The sequence below is a fragment of the Catenulispora sp. MAP12-49 genome, assembly GCF_041262705.1.
In the GTDB taxonomy this organism is placed as follows: Bacteria; Actinomycetota; Actinomycetes; order Streptomycetales; family Catenulisporaceae; genus Catenulispora.
Window position 1 is genome coordinate 26,822 of record NZ_JBGCCP010000052.1, and the last position, 24,391, is coordinate 51,212.

The following is a 24,391-nucleotide window of genomic DNA, read 5'->3' on the forward strand; positions in this document are numbered from 1 at the left end:
GGATGTCCTCCATCGCCCTGCGGGCAGCGTCCTGGTATCTGCCCCCGACCACGGTCGCCGTCAAGGACCTGCCCGAACTGCTCCACCTCTCCCCGGACGAGCACGAGACCTGCATGGCCCTGGGCATCGAGGAGATCCGCACCGCCGACGAACTCGACACCGTGCATCTCGCCCTGCACGCCTCACGCCGAACCCTCGCCGACGCAGGCCTGGCCCCCCAGGACCTGGACGCCCTCATCGTGGTGGAACCCCGAGCCCCGGAGGCATTCGTGGCATCCGAGGTCACCAGGCTCCAGGCACTGCTGGGCGCGGACCGCGCACTGACCTTCTCCACCGGCGGACTGGGCTGCGACTCCCTCACCCCGGCCCTGCTGACCGCCAGGGGCCTGCTGTGCGCCGATCCGGACATCCGCCACGTCCTGATAGCCCACGGCAGCAAACCCGCGGCCCCGCACCGCTACCGCCACCCCGTCACCATCTACGGCGACAGCGGACAGGCCCTCCTCCTGGCCCGCGAGGGACCGGTACGCATAGTGGACATCCTGCAGGAGAGTAACGGCGCCTACTGGGACCTCTTCCGCGTCGACTTCCGCGACCGCCCCCAGGAGCAGTGGCACGAAGTGTGCACCGACATCTCCCGCTACTCCTTCACCCTCGCCATGGAAACCCGCACAAGGCTGGGCACCCTGCACCGCCGACTCCTCGAACGCAACAACCTCCGTCCAACCGACATCCAGCACCACGTCAGCCAGAACACCTCACTCGCCGCCCTGCAGTTCTACGAGGAGACACTCGGAGCCCCCCTCCACAGCGCCTGCCGCAACAATCTCCGCCGCTACGGCCACCTAGGCGCCAACGACCCCCTGCTCAACCTCTACACAGCACTCGAACAAGACCCCGCGCGTCCCCCGACCCGGTCGGTGGTACTCAACGCCAGCCCAACGGCCTCCTGGAGCGCCGTGCTGGTGGAGAGCGGTGTCGGGAAGATGGGCCGGACACACGCTTTGTGAGCTGTGAGCTGTGAGCTGTGCGCGCTGATGAAGCGTTGGCGCGGCGGGTCGGACGCGAGCAAGAGCCATGCCATCTCCGAGTCGCCTGGCCTATTGGTTGTCCTGGTGCGTCTCGGTTTCCAGCGTGGTCGATGAATGGTCGGCGAAAGCCTCGTGGAGCCCGGGGCGGCCGTCGCCTTCGGCGATGACGCGCTGGCGGCGCCAGGCGGCGAGATCGTCCAGGTCGTCCGGCGCGGTGGCGCAGATGATGTAGCGCGCGGGTGTCACGGCTGTGGGCCGCCACCGAAGTGCGGCCAGGCTGGCCAGGTGCGCCGAGCGCGGGGTCAGGTCGGGTCGGGCGAGGTAGCCGACCAACTCGTCGCCGTCCAGGAAGGCCCGGCCGGCCGCACCCAGCAGTTCGTTGACCGCGGTCGGCTGCACCTGACACTCGGCGATCCGCCACCACGTGCCGCGGCGGGCGGCGGGCGGCTCGGGCCGGGCGAGGGCCGTGTCACCGGCGGCGGCGTCGATCAGCAGTTGCTCGACCTCGCGCAGCAGTCGTTCCACCGTGTCCGCGGTGAAGAACTGCCCGTTCGCGGTGACGTCGAGTTCGAGTTCGCCACAGGCTCGCAGCACCTGGAAGAACAGCATCACCGGCAGCTCCGACTCGGCCGGCTTGCGGCTGATCCGGGTCTCCGGCCGGGCCCGGTCGACCAGTTCCAGCGGGGCCGGTTCGTTGTTCTGCCGGTCCGGTTCGATGTTGGCCGCGACGTCGTTGAAGACCCAGTCGCGGGTGAAGCCGACGCCGCGCTTGTCAAAGGTCTCGTCTATCACCGGCCACACTGCCTTGGCGTCGAACTGGCTGTGCTTGAGCGCGGTCAGCTGGGCCGATCGGGCCTGTTCCACGAGTGCATCGAAGCTCGGGGCGGTCAGGTCCAGGCGGATGAGGGCGTCCTGCGCGAGTGCGCCGACGTATCTGCTCAGCGTGCTGCTGAACCGGTTGGCGCTCAGCGAGGCGAAGAGAGTCGATTCTTCCCCCGTGTACCGGCCCAGCACGGCGGCCACCGCCGCCAACACGACGCTGGAGTGCCCGACCTTGGTGCGGTCCACGATCCGGGTGACGGCCAGGGCAGCGGCCGGCGAGGTGATCCGCAGCTGCTGCGACTCGCCCGGCTCGTCCAGCGGCGGCACGGCCAGCCGCAGCGGCCCCTGGGCCAGTCGGGAGCGCCAGTATTTCAGCGAGTTCTGGCTGCGCCGCAGGCCGACGGGGCTCAGTTCGATCTGCGCCTGGTCCAGCGGCTGCAGGCCCGGGTCCGGCAGATCGGCGGGACTCTTGCCTTCGACCAGATCGGTCAGCTCCTCGGTGAGGATGACGCCGCTGCCGACATCGATGGCCATGTGGGTGATGACCATGACGATGGTCGTCCGCGGTCCGTCCTGTGCCCCGGGCTCGGTGACGATCGCAGCCCGCACCGGCAGTTCAGCGGTCAGCTCGAAGGGCGTGGCGCACATCTGCCGCGCCAGCTTCGCCGGGAACTGCGCGTCACCGTCGAAGTTCTCGTGCACATCCACGATCAGTTCTCCGGCCTCGCGGACAACCTGGATCGCTTCACCGGACTGGCGCAGATAATTGGTCCGCAGCGAGTCGTGCCGCCCGATCACCACGCCGATCGCCTCCGCGACCCGGTCGACGGGCACGCTCCCGTTGACCGCATGGATGACCGGGATCACGGCCGACCACTCATTCGAATCCTGGCTCACCCAGCTGAGCACGTTGGCCTGCCCGAAGGTCAGCGGACCCGGCTCCCGACGGCTGCCGCGGTAGGACACACGCACCTGTAAACCTGAAGACGTCGCAGTCATGCGCCGGTCCTCCCTGTGACGGATCGTGAAACGTTTACTCGGGCGGTACGGGTAAGGGAGATAAGCCAAGGAAATTGGTCCGCCTCGTCGCTTTCGCGAGACAACCGCCGTCCGGTTTGTCAGGAGGCGAGCTGCGGTCCGAACACTTCAGAGCTCACTTGCGAAATCTTGGTAAGGATTCTGACGCAGCGCCGGGAGTCGTGGCAAGAGAAGCAGGGATCTTCTGGCTGTTCAGTCGTCGGCGCCGGTGCTGAAGATCGGCCAGCAGACTTCGGTGCGCCACTGCTTGTCGTCGGCGGTGTCCTGGCGGCCGATGAGGTAGTACTCGCGGATGGGGCCGTCCAGTCGTAGTTCGTGGCTTGCCACGTAGGTGGCCAGTGTTCCGTAGGCGCGGTCGAGGTCGGCGGTGGAGCCGGGGTGTTCGATGACGGCGAGTTCGGCGGCCGGCACGACGAGGGGTTCGACCCGCCCCAGCCGCGGGATCTCCGCCTCGGTCGGGACGAAGACCGTGGCCTGTCCGCGTTCGTCGGTGAACAGTTCCCCGTCGTACAACCCGCCGGCCGGGCCGGTGGCGCGCATGCCCCGTGCCTCGATGGTGGCGTGTAGTTCGGCGAGCGCGCCCTGATACCAGGGGAGGAAGTCGCCTTTGTCGACGACGGTGGTGACGGCCGCGGTCATGGTCGCGGTGGCCCGGCGGTGGCTGACCGGTGCGGCGGCGGTCGGGCCGGCGAGCAGGTCGCGCAGCGACGCCACCGCGGACTGGGTCTGGGCCAGGGTCTGCTCCAGGTTCGCCAGGTGTTCGGAGATGAGCTTGTTCCGGGTGTACAGGTCCGGGGCTCGCAGCACGGCGTGGATGTGGTCCACCGGCATGTCCAGGTCCCGGAAGCGGCGGATGACCTGTGCCGTCGGGATCTGATCGGCGGTGTACCAGCGGTATCCGGTGTCCGCGTCGACGTCGGCCGGCGTCAGGAGCCCGACGCGGTGGTAGTAGCGCAGGGTTTTGACGCTCAGGTGGGTGGCCCGGGAGAAGTCGCCGATGGCCAGTGTGGCAGGCATACGCCCAGTATGTGGCCCTCCCCTAAGGGGAGGGCCAAGGCTGCCCGCCGCTGTTGACCCTCCCCTGAGAGCACCGCCGACGGTGGAGTCACTCGGCCGCGAGGTCTGCGTGCCGGTCGCAGTAGAGACCCATCGAAACCCGTTTGGAAGGAAATCATCATGAACGCAAACGTCCCTGCCGTCAGTGTCATGGCTTTGACCATCGACTGTGCGGATCCCGCCGCGCTGGCGGAGTTCTGGGGGAACGCTCTGGGCCGCCCGGTCAGCCCGGGATCGACCGCGGAGATGGCGCAGCTGGAGGCCGCGGGCCCGGCAAGCGGCCCCCGGATGTTCTTCCAGCGCGTCCCGGAGGCCAAGACCGTCAAGAACAGGCTCCACCTCGACCTGGCCACCGAGCACTACGACCAGGAGATCGAGCGGCTGACCGGCCTGGGCGCCAAGGCGGTCGACGAGGTCAAGGTGCCCGGGGTCCGCTGGACCACGTTCGCCGACCCCGAGGGCAACGAATTCGACCTGCTCACCTTCAAGAGCGAGTAACCGCCGAGGGCGAACGGCAACCACTTCCCGGTACCGGCCGTCACGCGGTACCGGCCCATCGTGGGAAACAGCAACGAAAGGATCTTGATCATGACCAGCAAGCAGATGGACGCGATCGTCCTGCAGGCCTTCGGGTCTCCGGCGCAGGCGTTGACACGCCGGTCCGAGCCGGTTCCCGAGCCGGGCCCGGGCGAGGTGCTCGTCGAGGTGCACGCCGCCGGGGTGAACCCGCTCGACGTCTTCATCGCCACCGGCATGCTCGGCACCCCGGTGCCGGTGATCCCCGGCGGCGACTTCGCCGGGGTCGTCGTCTCCGACGGCGGCCTGGCCGGCCAGGAGGTGTGGGGCAGCGGATGGTCGCAGGGTGTGGAGTTGGGCATGACGCGTCCGGGCACGCACGCCCGGTACGTCGCCCTTCCGGAGAAGCTGCTCTCCCGCAAGCCGGCGCGGCTGACGATGAGCGAGGCCGCCGCGGTCGGCCGTTCCTACGTCGCCGCCTGGATGACGGTGATCACCCAGATGGACATCCGCGGCGGCGAGACCATCCTGATCACCGGCGGCGCCGGCATGATCGGCCAGGCCGCCACCGCGCTCGCGCGCTGGCGCGGCGCGACGCCGATCATCGCCGCCCGGCACAAGCCCGAAGGCGTCGAGCACTACATCGACACCGCCTCCGGCGACATCCCCGAGGCGGTGCGCGAGCTGACCGAGGGGCGCGGCGCCGACCTGGCGTTGGACATCGTCGGCGGCGCGCTGTTCGAACCCGCCGTGCGCAGCCTGCGCTTCGGCGGCCGGCTGGCCGCGACCTTCAACAACCTCACCCGGATCGAGTTCAACCCGGGCGAGGAAATCGTCAACAGGCAGCTGCGCATCTCCGGGATCGCCAGCCTGTTCTGGGAGCCGACCGAGATCGCGGCCATCTTCGACCAGCTCGCCCCGCTGTTCGACCGCGGCCTGCTGCCCGCTCCGGCGGTCAAGGCATGGCCCCTGGACAAGGCCGCCGAGGCCTACCAGAGCGTCGCTGCCGGATCAGCCGGAATCAAGCAGGTCCTGCTGCCCGGCGACACCACGGAATAGCGTCGCCCGGCATCTGTGGCACGGGTGGTGATTGTTCATAGCGGCGCCACTCGTCGGTCATGAACGATCTCTGCCTCGGCAGCCCGCCCCTTCCTTAATTAGCCTATGAAACTTTCTACCAAGCTCCGCTGGGCGGCCGTGGCGGCGAGCGCCGCGGTCGCGTCGGCGGCGGTCGGCCTGGCGGTGGCCGCTGCCGCCGGCGGTCCCGCCGCGTCGACCGGTGGCGGGCAGAGCTACTCCGCGGCCTGTCCGGCCGCGGATGTGGTCACGCCCGCATTGAACAGCAACCTGATCGAGAACGCCGGGGCCGAGGACTACACGGCGCTCACCACGCTCGGCGAGCCCGCCACCGAGGACCCGCCCTCGGCCGAGACCAAGAGCGGGTGAAATGGAGTGCAGTCGACGCTACGCGATACGGACCCGGCGGACAGCGGCAAGGCCGTACTGATCGCGGGTGGCCGGCCGCACTGCGATCGTCGCCCGCGCGGAACCTATCCTTCCCCGAGAGCCATACTGGTGAAGTGCTCGGCGGTCTCGCGAAGTGACTGCTCCAGCAGTTGCAGACCTTCGGCCAGGCGCCACTCGCGGCCGCGCTCCTGGCACATGCGCCAGACCTCGCAATACCGGTCCTCAAGATCCAGCGCGCGCTCGATGGCGTCGAAGTCGATCGGCGACTTCCTCCGGGAAGGGCCGGCGGCCTTCCGCTGTAGCGCCTGCGCATTCACCCGCTCGTGGGCGATGAGGATCTCCCCGACCCGCTGCAGATGGATCCCGCCGACGATGTCGCTGCTGATGATCTCGGCGAGGACGCGGTTCCGTTCGTCGCCGCTCAATCGCCCTCCTCGGTCTGTATCACGGCCTTGATTTGGGTGCATACCACGCGTTCGCTTACAGGCGAGTCAACGGTTCTCGCTTCCGGATCGCCAGAAGAGCGCGATATCCGTCATCGGCGACTTTGCCCAGATAGTGGTCGTACCCTCCATAAACAGCGCCTGTCGAGTCCATCAGCAGGGTCAGGCCTCCGCTAGCGGATTGGCCGATGGGGCACAGAGCCTCCCCAACCCTTTCTTCGTACTCCGCTACCGTAGCCCGGTGAATCCGTCGCGAGGGCATTACGCCAGAAACGAAACAGGCGTGCAGGCCTCCCACGGAGCTGTGGCGAGGGTACTCAAATTCCAGGCCGCTGCATTCCCCCATCCACCTGTGAACGGCATCGGAGACGCTATAGCCTTCCGTCTCCCATTCCTCCAGGTCGGCGGCCAGATCGACCTGCCTGCCGGGATACCAGCCGATCTCCCGTAGGAAACTGAGCAGCTCGGCTTCCTCGAGTGCAGGCTTCATGCGGTCCTCTACCACTCGGTTTCTCTCATGTGGGCATTCATATACTCAGCGACCTTCGAATCGATGACTCGGGAGGGTACGGCTCCACCGAGTCGATCCACAGGTACCGAGCCTTGCCCCGGCGGGCCTCGATGCCCGATTTCGTGGGGCCGCGCCGGCTTCGTGCGTCTGCGCCGGTTCTAGAGCAGTCCCCGCCGAACCGCCTGCACCCCGGCTTGGAAGCGGTTGCGCGCGCCCAGCTCTTCCATCAGTTCGCTGACCCGCCGTTGGACGGTGCGCGCCGAAACCTGTAGCTGGCGGGCGATCGCGTCGTCGGTCATCCCGGCGGTCAGCAGTGTCAGCAGTTCCAGGGCCCCGAGGCGCTGCCCGTCGGCTGATCGGCCGCCGGTCGGGGTGCTGCCGTCGCTGACGGCGCCGGTCTGGTCGCGCGGATCGCCGCGGCCGGCTGTCGCCGGTATGGGCATGGCGCGCGCCCACTGGGCTTCGAAGGTCTGCACCAGCGCGTCCAACATTGGCGATGGCCGAACGATCAACGCGCCGTCCAACTCCGCGCCCGATGCCACGGGCAGCAGGGCCCAGCGCCGGTCCACGACGGCCAGCTTGAAGGGCAGCTCGGTGACCACGACCGCCTCCTCGCCGGCGGCTATCAGCATTCGGACCTGTTCCAGATGTCCGGGCAACAGCAGTGCTGAGCGTTCGTACACCGCCCGGCACAGGACCCCGCGCTCCAGGACCTCCAGTTCCGGGCCGACGTTGTCGTCCTGGACGAACGGGGCCTTGTCCAGCACCGAGACCTCCCGGCGCGCGCCGGCCAGCATGGAGAGCCAGACCTCTGCGATGGCGTCGCGTCCGGTGACGACCTCGGCCAGGTCGGCGCAGCCGGGATCGCGGCGTCCGCGCTCGCGGTGGTAGCCGTCCAGGAGCCGCGTGATCTCCTCGCGCAGTCGGCGTTCGGACTGCTCGCGCTTGCTGAGCACGCGCTCGATCGCCACGTCCGGTGCCGCGGCGCACCACGGGGTTCGGGCGCCGTTCTCCGACATCCGCACCAGCCGCCGGCTGTGCAGGCCGGTGAGCAGCTGCAGGACGTCGTCCTGCACCATTTTGAGCGCCTCTGCCAGCTCGGCGGTGGTCGCCGTGCCCCGTCGGCACAGCTCCAAGTAGACGAGCTCCTCGCCCCGGGTCACGCCTATGCCGCTCCCGGGTCCTTTCTGCTCTTCCGTCTGCTCCAACACGGGCTTTCACCTTCTTGTCGCTCCGGGTGGCCGACGGCGCGGCGGTGGTCAGACCGGGTCGCGCCATCGCGGGCTGAGCCTTTACATACCCTGATATCCGGACGTTGCCACCTCACGGGGGACGCGTTCGTCATGTCCGGATTCCATCGGACAAGAAGCCTTTCGTGTGTGTGCGGGATTGATCGGCATTTGGCCAAGCTTTTAACCCGCCGCCTACCGTCGGCGTCCCATAATCGGACTCATCGCCAAGGCGGGATGGATGGTGGGGCTCTGTGAAGGTTCTGCGCCGGTTCGGCATCGCCGCGCTGGGGCTCGCGATCGTCGCGACAGCCGGATGCACTGGCCGTGCCTCACATCCACCGACAGCTGTGCCAAAGACATCTGTGCCGCCGACGTCTGCGCCACCGGCGTCGGCATCCGCCAACTCTGCGCCGACATCCCCGTCCGGTTCCCAGGACGGCCGAACCGGCGCCCTGTCATGGATCATCGGTGGCAGTACGCTGACTCAGCTGCGAGCCGCCGACACCGCCGGGAATCTGACGAAGCAGTTCTTTGACACGCCGCGCGCCTACGTGATCACCAACCCCAAGGACTGGTCCGTCCCCGACGGCTGGACCAGCACGCCCACGGCCAGCTTCACCAGCTACGCCGCCCTCCAGGCGGCCGTGAGCTCCGGCAAGCTCGACCCCCGAATCCGGGCCGTGCTCTACGACAACGAGAGCTGGTCGCAGACCCCTGTCGCCGAACAGCGCGATCCGGCACACTACGACCAGCTGGCCGCCCAACTTGTCCACCAGCACCATCTGTTGTTCATCGCCACCCCGGCGGTCGACCTGACGAAGTCCGCCGGCGCCCAAGACCGCTACAGCCGTTTCCTCGCCTCCGGCTTGGTCGGCTCGATCGCCGGCGACGCCGACGTCATCGACATCCAGGCACAGGGCTCCGAGATGGATGTGGCCAAGTACGAGGCCTTCGTCAGCGCGGCGGTGGCCCAGGCCCGGCGGAGCAACCCCGGCGTCAAGGTCCTGGCCGGGATCAGCACGAACCCGACGGGCCAGGCCGTCACCACGCAGGACGTCGTCAAGGCCATCGGGTCCGTGCAGGGGACGGTCGACGGCTACTGGCTCAACGATCCGGCCCGGTCCGCGTATTGTCCGACCTGCGCCGGCCCCTTTCCCCAGGTCTCGCTCGGCATCCTGTCCGCCCTGGCCGTGTCAGGGAAGAGTGGTTGAGCGAGCCCTGGCGGCGGCGGGGCGCCAGAACGCGCTCCACGTCGGATAGCGGCCGCGGACCGCCAGCGGCGGACGGACCGGACGGACTCCGCAGGCCAGGATCGCCTCCAGCAGGAACACCCGTTTGAGCATCGCGAACACCAGCCACAGCGGCGCCCACGGCAGCACGTCGAGCCGTCGGTAGTAGACCAGGATGATCAGACGAGGCACCAGTCCCGGCAGGAACGAGATCAGCAGGAACCCGAAGAACTTGAGGATGTTGTGCTGCGCGCCGGGCACGATCGCGGCGTACTGGAGCGCGAGGATCATGATGAAGAAGTGCGCCGGCGAGAACAGCCTGGTCCCGGCGCTCTTCGGGAGCTGATACCAGAAACGCGGTCCGGGGGCCCCGTTGCCGAACGGTGTGAAGCGGCCGAAGTTCATCAGCCCTCCCATCCCCCACCGGAAGCGTTGTACGCGAAGGTCCTTGACGGTCGGCGGGACGTCCTCGTAGGACACGATGCGCGGATCGAGCGCCGCCCGCCAGCCGAGCCGCCCCAGCGCGCAGGTGAACTCGGCGTCCTCGCCGAACATGCCGCTGACGAACCCGCCGAGGGCCAGACCCGCCTCGCGCCGGAAGGCGGTGAAGCTGCCCAGGATGCACGGCACCGCGTCGACCTGGGACAGCATCACCTGCGAGAATCCGAAGTTGAAGATCTGCTCGATCGCCCGCATCCGGTCGATCCAGGTGCCGTAGGGCTCCTTCGGGACGGTCAGCGCGCCGACCACGCCGACCCGGGGATCGGCCAGGAAGTGCGGGATGCTGTAGACGAAGGCGTCCGAGTCGATCGCACAGTCGGCGTCCAACCGGTACATGTAGTCCGCGGTGCACCGCTGGAGGGCGAGGTTGAGCGCCTTGGCCTTCCCGCCGTGAGCACCCTGGATCACCTCGCCGGTCGCGTGGCCGTAGGCGTGCATTGTGGCCTCGGCGAGCGCGCTCGTCTCGTCGGTCGAACCGTCGTCGCACAGGATCACCCGGACGGGTCCGCCGTAGGCGGCCGCCGCGCGGTCGATGGAGCGCAGCAGCCGTTCGATCCCCACTGCCTCGTTGTAGGCCGGGATGATGACGTCCAGCGCGGGTCGCTCGGGGCCGGGTTGCGGCCGGCGGCCACCGGTCCACTTGACGAGCCCGAGCAGGATGTAGACGAAGTCTGAGATCGCGGTGCGCAGGCTGACGATGATGACGAACACCGTCACCGGGTGGTCGCCGACGGCCTCGATCATCACCAGGGCCAGCGTCCCGATGATCCCGGTCGCCCCGACCAGGCAGAACAGCAGTGTCAGCGTGTCGCGCCAGTCGCCGCGTCGCAGATTCGGCTGCGAGGTGACCCGCGGCAGGGCGTAGGTGGTGAAGGACAGCCGGAAGACCATCATGAAGCCGAGCGTGTACTCCAGGTAGATCCCGGCGATCGGGACGAGTCCCGCCGGGACGCCGGCCGCCGTCCCGGCAAGTCCGATCAGGCTGTCCGACGCGACGGAGACCGCGACGAACAGCGGTGCGTGCAGCAGGATCACCAGACGGCGGCCGGGAGTGGCCGGCAGCACGACCGCCATAGTGATCAGATATCCCACGACCGCCGCCGGAACCAGGGGCGTGATGTGCTCGGCGTAGGCGGTCGCGGCGGCCGGGTCGCGGTCGATCGCGCCGATCACATCGGACACGAAGACCTGGTACACCCTGAGCACCTGGAAGTCGCGCATCCCGATGATGCCGGTGCTCACCGCCAGCCCCACGGCCAGGAACGCCAACAGGCGCCGCGTCGACGGCTTGCGGAACGGTGGCAGCTTCACCAGGCGGTCCGTGCCCTGGTCCGAATCGTCGTGGCGGCGCGACAGCGGCTGCCAGACGACCAGCACGAGGACCACGAGGTTGATCGAGAGCAGGGTCAGGCCCTTGATGTTGTCCATCGTGAGGGGCATCAGAACAGCTTGACGTCCACGGTCATGCCGGCGAGGATCTCCGGCCGGACCGTGTCCATCGAGATCAGGACGTCGTAGTACGTCGTCGTCCCCGGGACGTGCGCCGGGTCGAGCATCACCTGGCCTATCTTGCCGGTCACCGACGTCCCCGTCGCCGAGAAGTCCAGCTTCGCCGGCTCGCCGACGTGCACGGTGGTCATGTTCTGCTCCGGTATCTGTGCCACGACGTCGAGCGCGCCCGCGTACACGGTGATGAGCGGCTGGAAGCCGGACGCCTGCCCGGTCCCGCCGCTGTTGGCCGACGGCGGCACGAACAACTGGAAGCCAGGCTGCTGATTCGCCTCCGTCCCCGGCTGGGCGGCCGGACCCGCGTAGCTGTGCACGCCGTCGGATCCCGTGATGTCCCCGACCGCTCCCGCGACGTCCGCCACGACGCCGTCGGCCGGAGCCGTGAGCGTCGCGTTCTTCACGGCCAGCTGGTCGGCGGCGACCTGCGACTGCGCGGTCGCCAGGTCCGCTTTGGCCTGGGCGATGACCGCGGAGCTCAGCGGTTCGGCCGCCGCGGACGTCTTCTGTTGCGCGGCTGTGAGGATCGCTTCGCTCTGTGTCACGTCGTCCGCGTCATGCGTCTCCTCCAGCTGGGTCGAGGATTGCAGCTTCGCCAACTCGGCCTGAGCCGTGGACAGATCGGTCGAGTCCCGGTTCACCTGCGATTGCAGGTTCTGGCAGAACTGCATCTGTGTCGCGCTCGTACTGCCGCTCTGTGAAGGGCTGGGGGCGGATGCGTGCGTCGGGCCCGATGACGGCGTCGTGGCCGAGGACGGGGCGCACTGCTGTGTGTAGTGGCCGTTGTCGATGTTGTATGTGTTCTGATCCCCGGTGACCACCGCCGTCTGCTCGGCGATCGTGTGCTGGTCGTTGGTCTGCGCGAGCGTCAGCGCGCTCTTGGCGGTGGCCACGGCCGCGGTCGCCTGGGTGAGGCTCAGCCGGTCCTGCGCCTGCTCGGTGGCCGTGGCCTGCGGAGCTTGGTCGGCGGCCACCAAAGCGGTGTCCGCTGTGACCGCGGCCTGTGCCGCCGACAGGTTCGCCGCGGCGACGCTGCTGTCCATCGTGGCCAGCGGCTGTCCGGCCACCACATGCTGGCCGGGCTTGACCGTCAGCGTCAGCACCGTCCCGGTCGTCGGGAAGTTGAGGTAGTAGGTGTGCGACGGCGCCACCTGGCCGCTGAAGGCCGGCGTCTTGGTGGCCACCTTGTCATACGTCACCAGGCCCAGGCCCGATCCGGCGATCGCCACGAAGGACGCGACGGCCATCTGCCGGGGCCGCATCGGCGAGCGGGCCGGCCTCATCTCGCCGACGCCGGCCTCGCCGCTGGCCAGGGCCGCGTTCATGCCGCGCACGCGGTCCCGCTTCACCATGACTGATTCCTCTCGGTTCTTCTGACTCAGGGCTGGACGACGGCCCGGACGTGCGGGTCCGCCCCGTCCGGCAGTTCGGTCATCAGGTCCTCGGCGGTCTGCATCCCGGCCCGCCACACCGATCTCGCGATGATCTTCGACAGGTCGACCCGGTGCCGGTAGCGCGCCGCGATGTCGGTGCACTCGGCGAGCAGGCCGTCGGACAAGGTGGTCGGGTTCAGGCCGAGCGCGAGGAACCGGTCGTTGCGGACGACCAACTCGTTCTCCACGGCCTCCCGGCGCGGGTTCGGCAGGTGCGCGACCTCGACCCCGGTCAGGTCGCTGACCATCTTCGCCAGGTCGTAGACCCGGTGCGTCTCGGTGATCTGGTTGAAGACCGCGGGCTTCGCCCCGGCTTCCGGCGGGTTCTCCAAAGCGATCTGGACGCACCGGACGGTGTCCCGGATGTGGATGAACGCCCTGGTCTGCCCGCCGGTCCCGTGCACGGTGAGCGGGTGCCCGATGGCTGCCTGCATGAGGAAGCGGTTGAGCACGGTTCCGTAGTCGCCGTCGTAGTCGAAGCGGTTGATCAGCCGCTCGTCGCGGACCGTCTGCGGGGTCTGGGTCCCCCAGACGATGCCCTGGTGCAGGTCCGTGATCCGCAGCCGGTCGTTGGCCGCGTAGAAGGCGAACATCAGCTGGTCGAGCGTCTTGGTCAGGTGGTAGACCGAGCCCGGGTTGGCCGGATGCAGGATCTCCCGCTCCAGGTCGCCGTCGGGGGTCGGTACCTTGACGGTCAGGTAGCCCTCGGGGATCGGTGCGGACCCCGACCATCCGTACCCGTACACCCCCATGGTGCCCAGGTGTACCAGCGCGGCATCGACGCCGGTGGCGACCAGAGCGGTGAGCAGGTTGTGCGTCGCGCGGACATTGTTGTCGACCGTGTAGCGCTTGGCCGTCGCCGAGCGCATCGAGTACGGTGCGGCGCGCTGCTCGGCGAAGTGCACGACAGCGTCGGGACGCAGCTCGGCCAACAGGGCGGTGAGCCGCTCGTACTCGGCCGCCAGGTCGAGGTGGACCAGCCCGATATCCCGTCCGGAGACCTCCCGCCAGGCCCTGACACGCTCGCCGGGTGGCCGGATCGGAGTGAGGGACTCGACTTCCAGGTCGAGGTCGATCCGGCGCCGGCTCTGGTTGTCGACGATGGTGACTTCGTGACCCAGGTCCGACAGGTGCAGGGACGTCGGCCAGCCGCAGAAGCCGTCGCCGCCGAGAATGAGGACACGCATAACGACCGACACCTTTCGGAAACGGAATGGAAATACGACGCGATTGCGCCGGGTGCCTGCCGAGCACTTGTCGGCGGATGCCGAGAAAGGCGGCCGGACGCTCCGGAAAGTACGCTCGGCGATATTCGACGTCAAGACGACGATCGGCTCGTCAATACCTGGTCTACACCTATGGTACAAGATCGTTGATTGGATGGGAGCAGCTCAGGGCGTGATAACGAGGAGCTCTTCGGGTCCCGAAACCCCTGGTGGCGAATTCCTGCCAAGTCGGGTTCCCGCAACTCGCAGGTCTCGACGACGTTACGCCGAGTAAAGCCTAATTAAAGAACTCGACCGTGGACCTGACGGAAACGGCTATGGGCGGTATCACCGTCCATGGCGCGTCTTTCGCCAATGGTTCGAACCGGGAAAGCAGGGGAGCGCATGCAGAAGAGCACTCGATTGACCGGTGACCTGGAACAGCTCGCGGTCCGGGCGGACCGCGAACTCCAGGGGGCCGACGCCCTGGAGATCCTCCGTTGGGCGGGCACGGCGTTCGGTCCGAGGCTGGTCGTCGCCTCCTCGATGGCCGACACGGTACTGGTGTATCTGGCGGCCCACGCGGTCCCCGGCGTCGACGTCTTGTTCCTGGACACCGGGTACCACTTCCCGGAGACCATCGGCACCCGGGACGCCGTCGCGGCCGTCTGCGACATCACCCTTGTCGACGTCGCCCCCGTCCAGACCGTCGCCGAGCAGGACGCGCGGTTCGGCCCGCGGCTGCACGACCGGGATCCGGACCTGTGCTGCCGGCTGCGCAAGGTCGTGCCGTTGAACCGGGCTCTGGGCCCCTACCTCGCCTGGGCCACCGGAGTCCGCCGGGAGGAGTCGCCGATCAGGGCCGCCACACCTGTCGTCGGCTATGACGCGGCCCGTGCGATGGTGAAAATCAATCCTCTGGCTCACTGGACCGAGGCCGATCTCCAGGCGTACGCCGCGCGTCATCAGATCATCGTCAACCCCCTGCTGGACCAGGGCTACGCGTCCGTCGGGTGCGCGCCGTGCACGCGGCCGAGCCAGAACCGTGACGGCCGCTGGGCCGGGGCAGCCAAGACCGAATGCGGGATCCACACATGACGCCGGTACCCGGGACGAGCGAACAAGGGGTTGCAATGGGGCTCGCGGGACCGCGTGACTACACGCTCTCGCATCTCGGCGTCCTGGAGGCCGAGGCGTTGCACATCTTCCGCGAGGTGGCCGCCGAGTTCGAACGGGCGACCCTGCTGTTCTCCGGGGGCAAGGACTCGATCGTCATGCTGCACCTCGCCCGCAAGGCGTTCGCGCCGGCCCGGCTCCCGTTCTCCCTGCTGCACGTCGACACCGGCCACAACTTCGACGAGGTCCTGGAGTACCGGGACCGGATCGGGGCGCTGGCCGGAGTGCGCCTGCACGTCGCCGCCGTGCAGGACTACATCGACGACGGCCGGCTGACCGAACGCGCGGACGGTACCCGCAACCCGTTGCAGACAGTCCCTCTGCTCGCCGCGATCCGCTCGCACCGCTTCGACGCGGTCTTCGGCGGCGGGCGCCGGGACGAGGAGAAGGCCAGGGCCAAGGAGCGGGTGTTCTCGCTGCGCGACGAGTTCGGCCAGTGGGACCCGCGGCGTCAGCGTCCTGAGCTGTGGCAGCTCTACAACGGACGGCACCGTGTCGGCGAGCACGTCCGGGTCTTCCCCCTGTCGAACTGGACCGAGCTCGACGTCTGGTCCTACATCGAGCAGGAGCGGATCGAGCTGCCGTCGATCTACTTCAGCCACACCCGCGAGGTGTTCCTCCGCGACGGCATGTGGCTGGCCCCCGGGGCTTGGGGCGGTCCGCGCGCCGGCGAGCGGGTCGAGAGCCGGACGGTGCGCTACCGCACGGTCGGCGACATGTCCTGCACCGCCTCGGTCGACTCGCGGGCGGCGACCGTCGCCGAAGTGATCGCCGAGATCGCCTCCTCGCGCCTGACCGAGCGGGGCGCGAGCAGGGCCGATGACCGGGTGTCCGAGGCAGCGATGGAAGACCGAAAGCGAGAGGGCTACTTCTGATGACACCGGCAACCGGGCTCCCGCAAGAGAAGCTACAGAAGGCTGAACGCATCGCGCCGCACCCGCCCGAGACCGCGGACCTGCTGCGACTGGCGACCGCCGGAAGCGTCGACGACGGCAAATCCACGCTCGTCGGCCGGCTGCTGCACGATCTCAAGGCTGTGATGCCGGACCAGCTGGCGGCCGTCGAGCGGGCCTCCCGCGACCGCGGCCTGACCTCGGCCGACCTGGCGCTGCTGACCGACGGCCTGCGGGCCGAGCGGGAGCAGGGCATCACGATCGACGTCGCCTACCGGTACTTCGCCAGCCCCAGGCGCCGGTTCATCCTGGCCGACACCCCCGGCCACGTGCAGTACACCCGCAACATGGTCACCGGCGCCTCCACGGCCGGCCTGGCGGCCATCCTCATCGACGCGCGCTACGGCGTCGTCGAGCAGACCAGGCGGCACCTCGCGATAGCCGCGCTCCTGCGCGTCCCGGAAATGGTCTTCCTGGTCAACAAGATGGACCTGGTCGGATTCGACGAGTCCGTGTTCGCCGGCATCGCGGCCGAACTCCAGGGCCACGCCCGCCGCCTCGGCGTCGAGGCGGTGTCCGCGATCCCGATCTGCGCGCTGCGCGGCGACAACGTCGTCGAGTGCTCCGATTCGATGGACTGGTATCAGGGCCCTACTCTCCTGGAGCAACTGGAGCAGATCCCCGTCGCCGCCGATCCCTCGAACGAGCCGGCCCGCTTCCCGGTGCAGTACGTGATCCGGTGCGCCGAGCAGGACTATCGCGGCTACGCCGGACAACTGGTGTCCGGGGTCCTGCGCACCGGCGACAAGGTCGTGGTGCTGCCCTCGGATCAGCGCTCGACGATAGCCGGGATCGACGTGGGCGGGACGGCCGCCGACACGGCCTTCGCGCCGCAGTCCGTGGTGGTCCGGCTCAAGGACGACATCGATGTGGGGCGCGGCGACCTCATCGCGTCCACCGCCTCGGCGCCCGCGACGACCCGCGACGTGAGCGCCATGGTCTGCCATCTCGCGGACCGTCCGCTGCGGGTCGGCGACCGGGTGCTCCTGCGGCACACGACGCGCACGGTCAAGGCGATCGTCACCGAGATCGTCCACCGGCTGGACATCACGACGCTGCAGACCTGCCCGCATCCGCGGGAGCTGCGCGCCAACGACATCGCGCGGCTGCTGCTGCGGACCTCCGCGCCGATCGTCGCCGACGACTACGCCGTGAACCGGCACAGCGGCGCCTTCCTGTTGGTCGACGAGCCGACGGGCGACACGCTGACCGCCGGCATGATCGGCCGGTCCCTCGGCGAGACCGGCAGTGCCCTGTGACACGCCGGATCGGGATGGTCGCCGCGGCCGCGATGTCCGTCCTGCTGAGCGCGTGCGTGCACGCCGAGACGACCGCGTCGGTGGGCGCGCAGGGCGGTGTCCAGGGCGCTGTCCAGGGCGGCGCGGCGGGCGGGACCGCGGGTGCTCCGGCCGCGTCGCTGCGTCTGGGGTATTTCGCCAACGTCACCCACACCACGGCGATCGTGGGAGTGGCCGGGGGGTACTTCGCGGCGAAGCTGGGTCCGACGAAGCTCTCGACTCAGATCTTCTCCTCCGGTCCTGATGAGATGACAGCGTTGTTGTCGGGGCAGCTCGACGCCGCCTATGTGGGCCCTTCCTCCGCGCTGAACGCGTTCGTCGAGTCGCACGGCCGGGGCCTGGCCATCGTCGCCGGGGCGGAGGACGCCGGCGCCGAGCTCGTGGTGAGCCCGAGGATCACCTCCGTCGCGGATCTGCGGGGCCGGACGATCGCCGATCCGCAAGTGGGCAACACCCAGGACGTGGCGCTGCGCTACTGGCTGGGGCAGCACGGGTATGCCACGACAGTGCAGGGGTCCGGGGACGTCAAGGTGCAGCCGGCGGACAACGCGACGACTCTCACGCTGTTCGAGAACGGCAGGATCGACGGGGCGTGGGTGCCCGAGCCGTGGGCCTCGCGGCTGGTGCTGGAAGGCGGCGGGCACGTGCTCGTGGACGAACGTACGCTGTGGCCGGGCGGCGATTTCGCCACGACGGACCTGGTGGTCGCCACCGGCTATCTCGCCAGGCATCCACAGACAATCAGAGCCCTGATCAGCGCGCACATCGCGGCGAACACCTGGGTCCGGGCCGACCCCGTCGCCGCGCGGGCATTGGTGAACGCCCAGCTCGCGGCACTCACGGGGACACCGCTGAAACCCGAGGTGATCGCCCGCGCGTGGGGGCAGGAGTCGGTGACCGACGACCCCGTCGCGAGCAGTCTGCGGACCAACCTGGACCACGCCGTCGCCGACGGCCTGATCCAGGCGTCGAAGGCCTCGGCGCTGTCCGGCATTTTCGACCTGACCCTGCTCAACCAAGCCCTGGCCGCCGTCGGGCAGCCGGCGGTGAGCGCCGACGGGCTCGGTGCCCAGTGACGAAGGACAAGATCCATGACCCATGTGACCAGCCCCGGCGCAGTGCCCTGGGCAGACCTGGAACCCGCTGTCGATTCCGCCACAGCCTCTGTTGAGGCGCTCGCGACCGCGGCGCCTGTCGCCGTACGTTTGTCAGGGGTCTTCAAGACCTTCGGGCGGGACGCCGTGCCGGTCCTGGAGGACATCGACCTCGAGGTGGCCGCCGGAGAGCTGGTGTGTGTCCTGGGTGCGTCGGGCTGTGGGAAGTCCACGCTGCTCAACCTGATCGCCGGCCTGGAGACCCCGACCGCCGGGAGTATCGACCTGCCCGGCGGGCACGCTTCGCTGATGTTCCAGGAGTCGGCGCTCTTTCCCTGGCTCACGGCGGCCGGGAACGTCGACCTGGCTCTGCGACTGCGCAAGGTGCCCAAGGCCGTTCGCCGCGAGGAGACAGTTCGCCTGCTGAGCCTGGTGCGGCTGGAAGGAGCCGCGGACAAGCGGGTCCACGAACTGTCAGGCGGTATGCGTCAGCGAGTAGCCCTGGCGCGAGCGCTGGCCCAGGAATCCGGGGTCCTGCTCATGGACGAGCCCTTCGCCGCGCTGGACGCGATCACCCGTGACGTCCTGCACGAGGAACTGATCAACCTGTGGCAGCGCGCCGCCGCGGCCGGGGCGCCCCTGGCGATCGTGTTCGTCACCCACAATGTCCGCGAGGCCGCACGCCTGGGCCAGCGCGTCGTCCTGCTCTCCTCCCGGCCCGGCCGCGTGGCACGCCAGTGGCGCGTCGACATCGACCACCCGCGCCGCATCGAGGACGCCCGAGTCGCGAGTCAGGCCGTCGAGATCACCGACGAGCTGCGCAAGGAGATAGCCCGCCATGCCTGACTCGGCCGCCGCCGCCCCGACTCCCAAGGAACTGGCCGCTCTCGAAGCCGGTCTGGACGCACTGGAGACCGGACGCGCCCCGCGCAGATCGCGCTGGCGAACATCCGCCAGAACCCTGCTTCCCCCGGCCCTGGCGATCGCCGCCCTGCTTGGCGTCTGGGACGCACTGGTCCTGTCCCGGATCAAGCCCGCCTGGGTTCTGCCCGGTCCCGGCGACGTCTACGACGCCCTCACCGGTGGCTGGGCCCACTACCGGATCGGCGCCGCACTCTGGGGCTCCGTATCGCGCGCACTGATCGGCTTCGCCGCGTCCCTGGTGATCGGCACCCTGCTGGGACTCGCGGTCTCCAGCAACCGGTCCCTGCGCGCCGCACTGGCGCCCCTGCTGTCCGGACTCCAGACCCTTCCGTCGGTGGCGTGGGTCCCGATCGGCATCATGTGGTTCGGCATCACCCCCGCCACCATCTACACCGTCGTCCTCCTGGGCGCCGTCCCATCGATCACCATCGGCCTGATCGGCGGCATCGACCAGATCCCGCCCCTCTACCGCCGGGTCGGCGACAACCTCGGCGCCCGCGGACCCGCACTCGTGCGCCATGTCCTGCTGCCGGCGGCCCTGCCGGCCTACGTGTCAGGACTCAAACAAGGCTGGGCCTTCGCCTGGCGCTCCCTGATGGCCGCCGAGCTGATCGCGGTCTCCCCGAACCTGGGCCCGGGTATCGGCCAGGTCCTGGACCTGGCCCGCAACAACCAGGACATGCCACTCGCCTTCGCCACCGTCCTGCTCATCCTCGGCCTCGGCGTGGCCGCCAACCAAACCGTCTTCGCCCCGCTCGAACGCAGGCTCCTGCGAACCCGCGGACTCATCTGACTCCCCTTGCCAATTGGTCTGAACCAGTCTTGTGAATGGTCTTGACCAATCCGTTCCCCGCACGTACAAAGTGGACACCGGGTCGGCCCACGGGCTCGGTGAGATGCGCAATTCACGGCACCTCTCCCCACTTTGGAGGGCTCATGCGGATCGGAAAACGGAATCTTCGCGCAGCACTTACAGCCGGCTCGGCGTTCGGGCTGGCAGTCGGCGCAACAGCCATCGCGGTGGCTGCGGCTCCCGCTGCACAGGCCACCACATGCGCCACGGCATGGAGTTCCACCGCGGTCTACACGGCAGGCCAGCAGGCCAGCGAGAACGGGACCAACTACACCGCCAACTGGTGGACTCAGGGCAATGATCCGGCGACCAGCAACGGCGGATCCGGTTCCGGACAACCGTGGACGTCCAACGGCGCGTGCACCGGCGGCGGCACCACCGGGGGCGGAACCGGAGGCGGTACAACCGGTGGCGGCACCGGCGGCACCGGCGGCGGAACGGGTGGGGTGAGCGGCCTGCTGCTCAGCCCGTACAAGGACGTCACCGTCAACATGAACTGGAACACCTACCAGATGCAGTCGGCCGTGACCGGGTCCGCCCTGCCGGTAGTGGGTTCCGGGAGCCTGGTGTCGCAGTACATCCCGAAACTGCCCGCGATCACCCTCGCGTTCGCCACCGGCTCCTGCGGCAGCGAGACCTGGGGCGGTGTCCCGGCCGCCAACTTCGCCTCGGAGAACGTGGCCCAACTGCACGCCGCCAACCTGAACTACGTCGTGTCGACCGGAGGCGCGGCCGGGAGCTTCACCTGCGCCTCGACGGCCGGCATGGACTCCTTCATCGCCCGCTACGCAAGCCCCAACATGGTCGGCGTCGACTTCGACATCGAAGGCGGCCAAAGCCAGTCGGACATCCAGAACCTCGTCGCCTCCGCAGTCGGAGCACAGGCGCAGTACCCGAATCTGCAGTTCTCCTTCACGCTCGCCACACTGGGCGCCTCCGACGGCAGCTACGGCGGCGTGAACTCGCTCGGCAACGAGGTCGTCCAGGCGGTGCGCGGCTCCAGCCTGAACCACTACGTCATCAACCTGATGACCATGGACTACGGCAGCGCGTCCAGCACCGTGTGCGTCGTCTCGGGCGGCAGCTGCCAGATGGCCCAGTCGGCGATCCAGGCGGTGAAGAACCTCGAGCACACCTACGGGATCCCGGCCAACAAGATCGCCGTCACGCCGATGATCGGCATGAACGACGCCACCACCGAGATCTTCACAGTCGCCGACGTGAACACCCTGTCGTCCTACGCAGTCAGCAACGGCCTGGCCGGCCTGCACTTCTGGTCACTGGACCGCGACACGCCCTGCTCGGACACCTACGCGTCCCCCACCTGCAACTCCATCCCCAGCACATCAGCCCTGCAATACACCAAGCAGTTCATGAGCGACACCGGACACTGACGAAGAACCCAAAGCGGGCCGCGCGAGTTCCCGTGCGCGGCCCGCTTCACGTGGACCTGGGGCCACCCGCGGCGCCCCTGTAGTGTCCCTTTAGAGTGACCGAGGATAGGCGTCACTTCAGGCGTCGAGTGGTGGGCCGGTTGTCCCAGCGGTAGCGGGTGCGGGCTTCCCGGATAAGGGCACGGACGGTAACGAACGCGGCGGCCAGATAGAGGTAGAAGTCGACGATCTGGCCGTCGCGTTCGAAACAGCGCCGGATCTTGCCGTAACCGTTCATCCACGATTGCGACCGCTCGACGACCCATCGCTTGCCGACCTGGATCGGAGCGGGCACACCCTTGGCGGCGATCTCGCCGACCAGGGCGTGGTCATCCAAGATCTTGCGGCACGGTTTGCCGTTGTAGGCGGAGTCCAGGTGGATGCGGGCGTTCGCCGGCAGTGCCCCGAGCTGCTTCTCAGCCGCCTGGAGGGTCGGCTTGAGAAGCTTGGAGTCGTGGCGGTTGGCGCCGTCGGGGGCGATGCCCAGCGGCACGCCCCGGGCCTCGACCAGGGTCGAGCGTTTCAGACCCTGCTTGCCGCGGTCCACCGGCGAGCGGCCGGCCTTGTCGCCCTTGACCGGAGCTTTGGTGTGGCAGCCGTCGGCCGACAGGTCGTCCAACTCCAGGCCGATCATCTAGTCGTAGGCGCCCAGGGCCAGACGGTGCAGTTCGTGGGCCAGGCCCAGGGCCGACCAGGTCTTCACGCGGTCGTGGATCGTCCAGTCCGAGCAGCTGTCAACGGCGATCCGCTCGTAGCCCGAGCCGTGCACCAGTGCCTCGACGACCAGCCGAAACGCCGTCTCATCGGGTATCCGCCGCTTGTGGCAGCCCAACGGGTGGCTCGGATCGAACTCGGGCCGGGCGGGCAACAGCGCCGAGAATTGGTCCCACAGGGGGTCGAGCAGGGATGATGGCATGGCAGGCACGGGCCCTCCGACGGTTACGAAGCGTAGAGAACTCCGAAACCATCAGGTCCGTGCCTGCCTGTCAAACCACTGAGTTACCACGAGCGCGAGACGCACCTATCCTCGGTCGCTCTAAGCCTCGACCTCGCCGCGCTGGGTAGTCTGGAAGGCTCCCTGCCAGCTCAGATCAACGCCGGTGCCGAGCGCACGTACATGACGCCGCCTCGCTCGAAGCGTTCGCGAATCCGGGTCGGCACGCGGTCATAGACGCGAGCGCTGTCTGCCAGCGGCGTCTCGCCGCCCTGCGCAGCTGCTACCAAACAGTCAAAGAACAACGTTCGCGGCCATACGTCCGAGTACGCGTTCTCGTTGTGCAACGGGATGGTCTGGTCGGGTGGATACTCGGTTGATGTGAAGACCCGCCCGGTAACCCGGCTGCGCGGGGTGGAACGGTTCGTGTAGTCGAGAAGCTCCCCGCCGAGCGCGGTGGCGAGGTCGGCCAGGCCACCGGCGTCAAGCGGCTGGAAACCGCGCAACAGGACAGCGCCGTGTTCGTCCCTGGTCGAACCCGCTCAGGTGGTGGGCACTGGCCGCATGTGCCACGTGATGACGGACCGGCACGAAGTCCCGGCGCCAGTCGCGTTCAGGCCAGCACTCCCGCAAGAGCGCGCTTGGCAGCGGCCGAGTGAACGGTCTCATACAAACCGCGTGCGTATTCGGTGGACTCAGTCAGCTCGCTCGGCTGGTAGTCGAACCCGAAGGCGACACAGTCGACGTCCGCCATGTCGATGCCGCCCTGTTGCATGCAGAAGTTCATAGCGTTGATCGGAAAAGCACCCGTCGTCTTCTGGCCGGTGAACCGCTCTTCCGCCGCTGCGGCGACTACGCCTTCGTCGGTCACCAACGCGGCCGCTGAGTCCAAGCCCTGGACGATGCGGTAGTGCCGCGGATCAAGACCGGGAAGCGCGTGCCGCTTGTAGTCAATGCTGTTGTGCATGCCGCTGAATCCGAGAACCCGCATTCCCGTCCACCTCGCAGTAGGCCCGGAACAATGAGCTTCACGCTAACCAGCCGGACATCGGGAATCCCCCACCGACAGACGGGTTCGCCCCCCTCCTCCGGTCGCCTGGGGCTCACCCGGAGGGCAGCAGCGCCACCGCTTATAAAGGTTTCTTTGCAACGCTACCTTTGGGGAGTGAGTGAATCAGAGCCGCGACATACTGTTCAGCTCGGCGAGGTGCGCGCGCTGCGCGCATACGCCCATCCCACCCGGCTGGCTCTCGTCGCCCACCTCCGGATCGAAGGCCCGCTGACCGCGACGCGCGCCGCCGAGCTGACCGGCGAGTCCGTCGCCAGTTGCAGCTACCACTTGCGAATGCTCACGAAGTACGGGTTGGTCGAGGAGGTGACCGGGGTGCCCGGCCGGCTGAAGCCCTGGCGGGCCACGGCCTCCTATACGGACATCCCGCAGACACCCGAGAATCCCGCGGTCGCCAAGGCGGCCGAAGAGGTCAGCGTCGTTATCGCCCGCCAATACCTCGAACGGATGACGGCCGCCATCCACACCCGCGGCACGCTGCCACGGAGTGGCAGGAGGCCGAACAGTTCGGTGACGCCTTCCTGTACATGACACCCACCGAGCTCCGGTCAGTGGCGGACGCCATCACTCGGGTCCTCGAACCGTACGCGGTACGCCTGGCGAATCCCGAGCTTCGACCGGAGGGTGCGGAGCTGGTCCAGATGCTGCGGGTGGCCTACCTGTAGAA

General features: G+C 68.5%; 24 protein-coding genes and 1 pseudogene. 14 read left to right on the top strand and 11 right to left on the bottom strand.

Translation table 11 applies throughout. The features are described from left to right. The first annotated feature begins 2 nt into the window (after window positions 1–2). Complete coding sequence (locus tag ABIA35_RS45570; RefSeq protein ID WP_370362174.1) at window positions 3–1,010, top strand: 3-oxoacyl-[acyl-carrier-protein] synthase III C-terminal domain-containing protein; 1,008 nt, start codon at window positions 3–5, stop codon at window positions 1,008–1,010. A 90-nt stretch (window positions 1,011–1,100) separates the two neighbouring features. On the opposite strand, the gene ABIA35_RS45575 is transcribed toward ABIA35_RS45570, so the two are convergent. Together ABIA35_RS45575 and ABIA35_RS45580 are read right to left on the bottom strand one after the other, a co-directional pair. After that, a complete protein-coding gene (locus ABIA35_RS45575) occupies window positions 1,101–2,825 on the bottom strand; it encodes a condensation domain-containing protein (protein WP_370362175.1) in 1,725 nt (574 codons plus the stop codon). A 258-nt stretch (window positions 2,826–3,083) separates the two neighbouring features. Further along, window positions 3,084–3,908, bottom strand: coding sequence for a MerR family transcriptional regulator (locus ABIA35_RS45580; RefSeq protein ID WP_370362176.1), 825 nt, complete (start codon window positions 3,906–3,908; stop codon window positions 3,084–3,086). Window positions 3,909–4,067: 159 nt separating this feature from the next. Between ABIA35_RS45580 and ABIA35_RS45585 the strand changes: the two genes are divergently transcribed. The 3 genes from ABIA35_RS45585 (at window position 4,068) to ABIA35_RS45595 (ending at window position 5,909) form a co-directional block, all read left to right on the top strand. Next, complete coding sequence (locus ABIA35_RS45585; protein ID WP_370362177.1) at window positions 4,068–4,445, top strand: VOC family protein; 378 nt, start codon at window positions 4,068–4,070, stop codon at window positions 4,443–4,445. Window positions 4,446–4,535: 90 nt separating this feature from the next. Then, a complete protein-coding gene (locus ABIA35_RS45590) occupies window positions 4,536–5,522 on the top strand; it encodes a zinc-binding alcohol dehydrogenase family protein (RefSeq protein ID WP_370362178.1) in 987 nt (328 codons plus the stop codon). A gap of 105 nt (window positions 5,523–5,627) precedes the next feature. Continuing rightward, window positions 5,628–5,909 (top strand): hypothetical protein, encoded by a 282-nt coding sequence (locus ABIA35_RS45595; protein WP_370362179.1) that lies wholly within the window; start codon window positions 5,628–5,630, stop codon window positions 5,907–5,909. A gap of 104 nt (window positions 5,910–6,013) precedes the next feature. Here the strand turns inward: ABIA35_RS45595 and ABIA35_RS45600 are convergent, their stop codons facing one another. From ABIA35_RS45600 to ABIA35_RS45610, 3 genes are all read right to left on the bottom strand, one after another. Continuing rightward, window positions 6,014–6,355, bottom strand: a complete 342-nt coding sequence (locus tag ABIA35_RS45600; protein WP_370347113.1) for a hypothetical protein — start codon at window positions 6,353–6,355, stop codon at window positions 6,014–6,016. A gap of 55 nt (window positions 6,356–6,410) precedes the next feature. Then, the gene (locus tag ABIA35_RS45605; protein WP_370362180.1) at window positions 6,411–6,863 is read right to left on the bottom strand and encodes an SUKH-3 domain-containing protein; all 453 of its coding nucleotides are present in this window, start codon (window positions 6,861–6,863) and stop codon (window positions 6,411–6,413) included. Between the two features lie 179 nt (window positions 6,864–7,042). Next, window positions 7,043–8,095 (bottom strand): LuxR C-terminal-related transcriptional regulator, encoded by a 1,053-nt coding sequence (locus tag ABIA35_RS45610; protein WP_370347109.1) that lies wholly within the window; start codon window positions 8,093–8,095, stop codon window positions 7,043–7,045. Between the two features lie 572 nt (window positions 8,096–8,667). On the opposite strand from ABIA35_RS45610, the gene ABIA35_RS45615 reads away from it, so the two are divergent. Continuing rightward, on the top strand, window positions 8,668–9,327 hold the full coding sequence (locus ABIA35_RS45615; RefSeq protein ID WP_370362181.1) for a hypothetical protein: 660 nt from the start codon (window positions 8,668–8,670) through the stop codon (window positions 9,325–9,327). Here the strand turns inward: ABIA35_RS45615 and ABIA35_RS45620 are convergent. Genes ABIA35_RS45620 through ABIA35_RS45630 form a run of 3 tightly spaced genes read right to left on the bottom strand, consistent with a single transcriptional unit; the run spans window position 9,310 to window position 13,972 of the window. After that, the gene (locus tag ABIA35_RS45620) at window positions 9,310–11,286 is read right to left on the bottom strand and encodes a glycosyltransferase family 2 protein (protein WP_370362182.1); all 1,977 of its coding nucleotides are present in this window, start codon (window positions 11,284–11,286) and stop codon (window positions 9,310–9,312) included. The genes ABIA35_RS45615 and ABIA35_RS45620 overlap by 18 nt on opposite strands. Then, the gene (locus tag ABIA35_RS45625) at window positions 11,286–12,704 is read right to left on the bottom strand and encodes a biotin/lipoyl-binding protein (protein ID WP_370362183.1); all 1,419 of its coding nucleotides are present in this window, start codon (window positions 12,702–12,704) and stop codon (window positions 11,286–11,288) included. Before ABIA35_RS45625 ends, ABIA35_RS45620 begins: the two co-directional genes overlap by 1 nt. Before the next feature lie 26 nt (window positions 12,705–12,730). After that, window positions 12,731–13,972: an NAD-dependent epimerase/dehydratase family protein gene (locus ABIA35_RS45630; RefSeq protein ID WP_370347101.1), complete on the bottom strand. Its 1,242-nt coding sequence runs from the start codon at window positions 13,970–13,972 to the stop codon at window positions 12,731–12,733. Between the two features lie 423 nt (window positions 13,973–14,395). On the opposite strand from ABIA35_RS45630, the gene ABIA35_RS45635 reads away from it, so the two are divergent. From ABIA35_RS45635 to ABIA35_RS45665, 7 genes are all read left to right on the top strand, one after another. Continuing rightward, window positions 14,396–15,088: a phosphoadenylyl-sulfate reductase gene (locus ABIA35_RS45635; RefSeq protein ID WP_370362184.1), complete on the top strand. Its 693-nt coding sequence runs from the start codon at window positions 14,396–14,398 to the stop codon at window positions 15,086–15,088. Window positions 15,089–15,123: 35 nt separating this feature from the next. Then, a complete protein-coding gene (cysD, locus tag ABIA35_RS45640; protein WP_370347097.1) occupies window positions 15,124–16,041 on the top strand; it encodes a sulfate adenylyltransferase subunit CysD in 918 nt (305 codons plus the stop codon). Continuing rightward, the gene (locus ABIA35_RS45645) at window positions 16,041–17,378 is read left to right on the top strand and encodes a sulfate adenylyltransferase subunit 1 (RefSeq protein ID WP_370362185.1); all 1,338 of its coding nucleotides are present in this window, start codon (window positions 16,041–16,043) and stop codon (window positions 17,376–17,378) included. The genes cysD and ABIA35_RS45645 overlap by 1 nt, the downstream gene beginning before the upstream one ends. After that, entirely contained in the window at window positions 17,375–18,493 is a 1,119-nt protein-coding gene (locus ABIA35_RS45650) for an ABC transporter substrate-binding protein (RefSeq protein ID WP_370362186.1), read from the top strand. The genes ABIA35_RS45645 and ABIA35_RS45650 overlap by 4 nt, the downstream gene beginning before the upstream one ends. A gap of 15 nt (window positions 18,494–18,508) precedes the next feature. Further along, window positions 18,509–19,357 carry an ABC transporter ATP-binding protein gene (locus tag ABIA35_RS45655; protein WP_370347091.1) on the top strand — a complete coding sequence of 283 codons (849 nt, stop codon included), beginning with the start codon at window positions 18,509–18,511 and terminating at the stop codon, window positions 19,355–19,357. Then, window positions 19,350–20,228 carry an ABC transporter permease gene (locus ABIA35_RS45660; RefSeq protein WP_370347089.1) on the top strand — a complete coding sequence of 293 codons (879 nt, stop codon included), beginning with the start codon at window positions 19,350–19,352 and terminating at the stop codon, window positions 20,226–20,228. Before ABIA35_RS45655 ends, ABIA35_RS45660 begins: the two co-directional genes overlap by 8 nt. 227 nt (window positions 20,229–20,455) lie before the next feature. Beyond that, the gene (locus ABIA35_RS45665; protein WP_370347087.1) at window positions 20,456–21,682 is read left to right on the top strand and encodes a carbohydrate-binding protein; all 1,227 of its coding nucleotides are present in this window, start codon (window positions 20,456–20,458) and stop codon (window positions 21,680–21,682) included. A gap of 112 nt (window positions 21,683–21,794) precedes the next feature. Here ABIA35_RS45665 and ABIA35_RS45670 read toward each other — a convergent pair. The 3 genes and pseudogenes from ABIA35_RS45670 to ABIA35_RS45680 form a co-directional block, all read right to left on the bottom strand. Then, window positions 21,795–22,646, bottom strand: a pseudogene (locus ABIA35_RS45670) (IS5 family transposase). Between the two features lie 161 nt (window positions 22,647–22,807). Continuing rightward, the gene (locus ABIA35_RS45675) at window positions 22,808–23,161 is read right to left on the bottom strand and encodes a TauD/TfdA family dioxygenase (RefSeq protein ID WP_370347939.1); all 354 of its coding nucleotides are present in this window, start codon (window positions 23,159–23,161) and stop codon (window positions 22,808–22,810) included. A 107-nt stretch (window positions 23,162–23,268) separates the two neighbouring features. Then, window positions 23,269–23,646, bottom strand: coding sequence for a carbamoyltransferase N-terminal domain-containing protein (locus ABIA35_RS45680; protein WP_370347937.1), 378 nt, complete (start codon window positions 23,644–23,646; stop codon window positions 23,269–23,271). A 216-nt stretch (window positions 23,647–23,862) separates the two neighbouring features. Here ABIA35_RS45680 and ABIA35_RS45685 point away from each other — a divergent pair, with 216 nt between their 5' ends. Continuing rightward, complete coding sequence (locus ABIA35_RS45685; RefSeq protein ID WP_370347935.1) at window positions 23,863–24,255, top strand: winged helix-turn-helix domain-containing protein; 393 nt, start codon at window positions 23,863–23,865, stop codon at window positions 24,253–24,255. Next, on the top strand, window positions 24,252–24,389 hold the full coding sequence (locus ABIA35_RS45690; protein ID WP_370347934.1) for a hypothetical protein: 138 nt from the start codon (window positions 24,252–24,254) through the stop codon (window positions 24,387–24,389). Before ABIA35_RS45685 ends, ABIA35_RS45690 begins: the two co-directional genes overlap by 4 nt. The last annotated feature ends 2 nt before the right edge of the window (window positions 24,390–24,391 follow it).

Excerpts from the sequence above, each read along its gene's own strand:
- ABIA35_RS45570 (WP_370362174.1), top strand. The coding sequence starts at position 3 with ATGTCCTCCATCGCCCTGCGGGCAGCGTCCTGGTATCTGCCCCCGACC.
- ABIA35_RS45580 (WP_370362176.1), bottom strand. The coding sequence starts at position 3,908 with ATGCCTGCCACACTGGCCATCGGCGACTTCTCCCGGGCCACCCACCTG.
- ABIA35_RS45585 (WP_370362177.1), top strand. The coding sequence starts at position 4,068 with ATGAACGCAAACGTCCCTGCCGTCAGTGTCATGGCTTTGACCATCGAC.
- ABIA35_RS45590 (WP_370362178.1), top strand. The coding sequence starts at position 4,536 with ATGACCAGCAAGCAGATGGACGCGATCGTCCTGCAGGCCTTCGGGTCT.
- ABIA35_RS45595 (WP_370362179.1), top strand. The coding sequence starts at position 5,628 with ATGAAACTTTCTACCAAGCTCCGCTGGGCGGCCGTGGCGGCGAGCGCC.
- ABIA35_RS45605 (WP_370362180.1), bottom strand. The coding sequence starts at position 6,863 with ATGAAGCCTGCACTCGAGGAAGCCGAGCTGCTCAGTTTCCTACGGGAG.
- ABIA35_RS45620 (WP_370362182.1), bottom strand. The coding sequence starts at position 11,286 with ATGCCCCTCACGATGGACAACATCAAGGGCCTGACCCTGCTCTCGATC.
- ABIA35_RS45625 (WP_370362183.1), bottom strand. The coding sequence starts at position 12,704 with ATGGTGAAGCGGGACCGCGTGCGCGGCATGAACGCGGCCCTGGCCAGC.
- ABIA35_RS45630 (WP_370347101.1), bottom strand. The coding sequence starts at position 13,972 with ATGCGTGTCCTCATTCTCGGCGGCGACGGCTTCTGCGGCTGGCCGACG.
- ABIA35_RS45635 (WP_370362184.1), top strand. The coding sequence starts at position 14,396 with ATGCAGAAGAGCACTCGATTGACCGGTGACCTGGAACAGCTCGCGGTC.
- cysD (WP_370347097.1), top strand. The coding sequence starts at position 15,124 with ATGGGGCTCGCGGGACCGCGTGACTACACGCTCTCGCATCTCGGCGTC.
- ABIA35_RS45645 (WP_370362185.1), top strand. The coding sequence starts at position 16,041 with ATGACACCGGCAACCGGGCTCCCGCAAGAGAAGCTACAGAAGGCTGAA.
- ABIA35_RS45655 (WP_370347091.1), top strand. The coding sequence starts at position 18,509 with ATGACCCATGTGACCAGCCCCGGCGCAGTGCCCTGGGCAGACCTGGAA.
- ABIA35_RS45660 (WP_370347089.1), top strand. The coding sequence starts at position 19,350 with ATGCCTGACTCGGCCGCCGCCGCCCCGACTCCCAAGGAACTGGCCGCT.
- ABIA35_RS45680 (WP_370347937.1), bottom strand. The coding sequence starts at position 23,646 with ATGCGGGTTCTCGGATTCAGCGGCATGCACAACAGCATTGACTACAAG.
- ABIA35_RS45690 (WP_370347934.1), top strand. The coding sequence starts at position 24,252 with ATGACACCCACCGAGCTCCGGTCAGTGGCGGACGCCATCACTCGGGTC.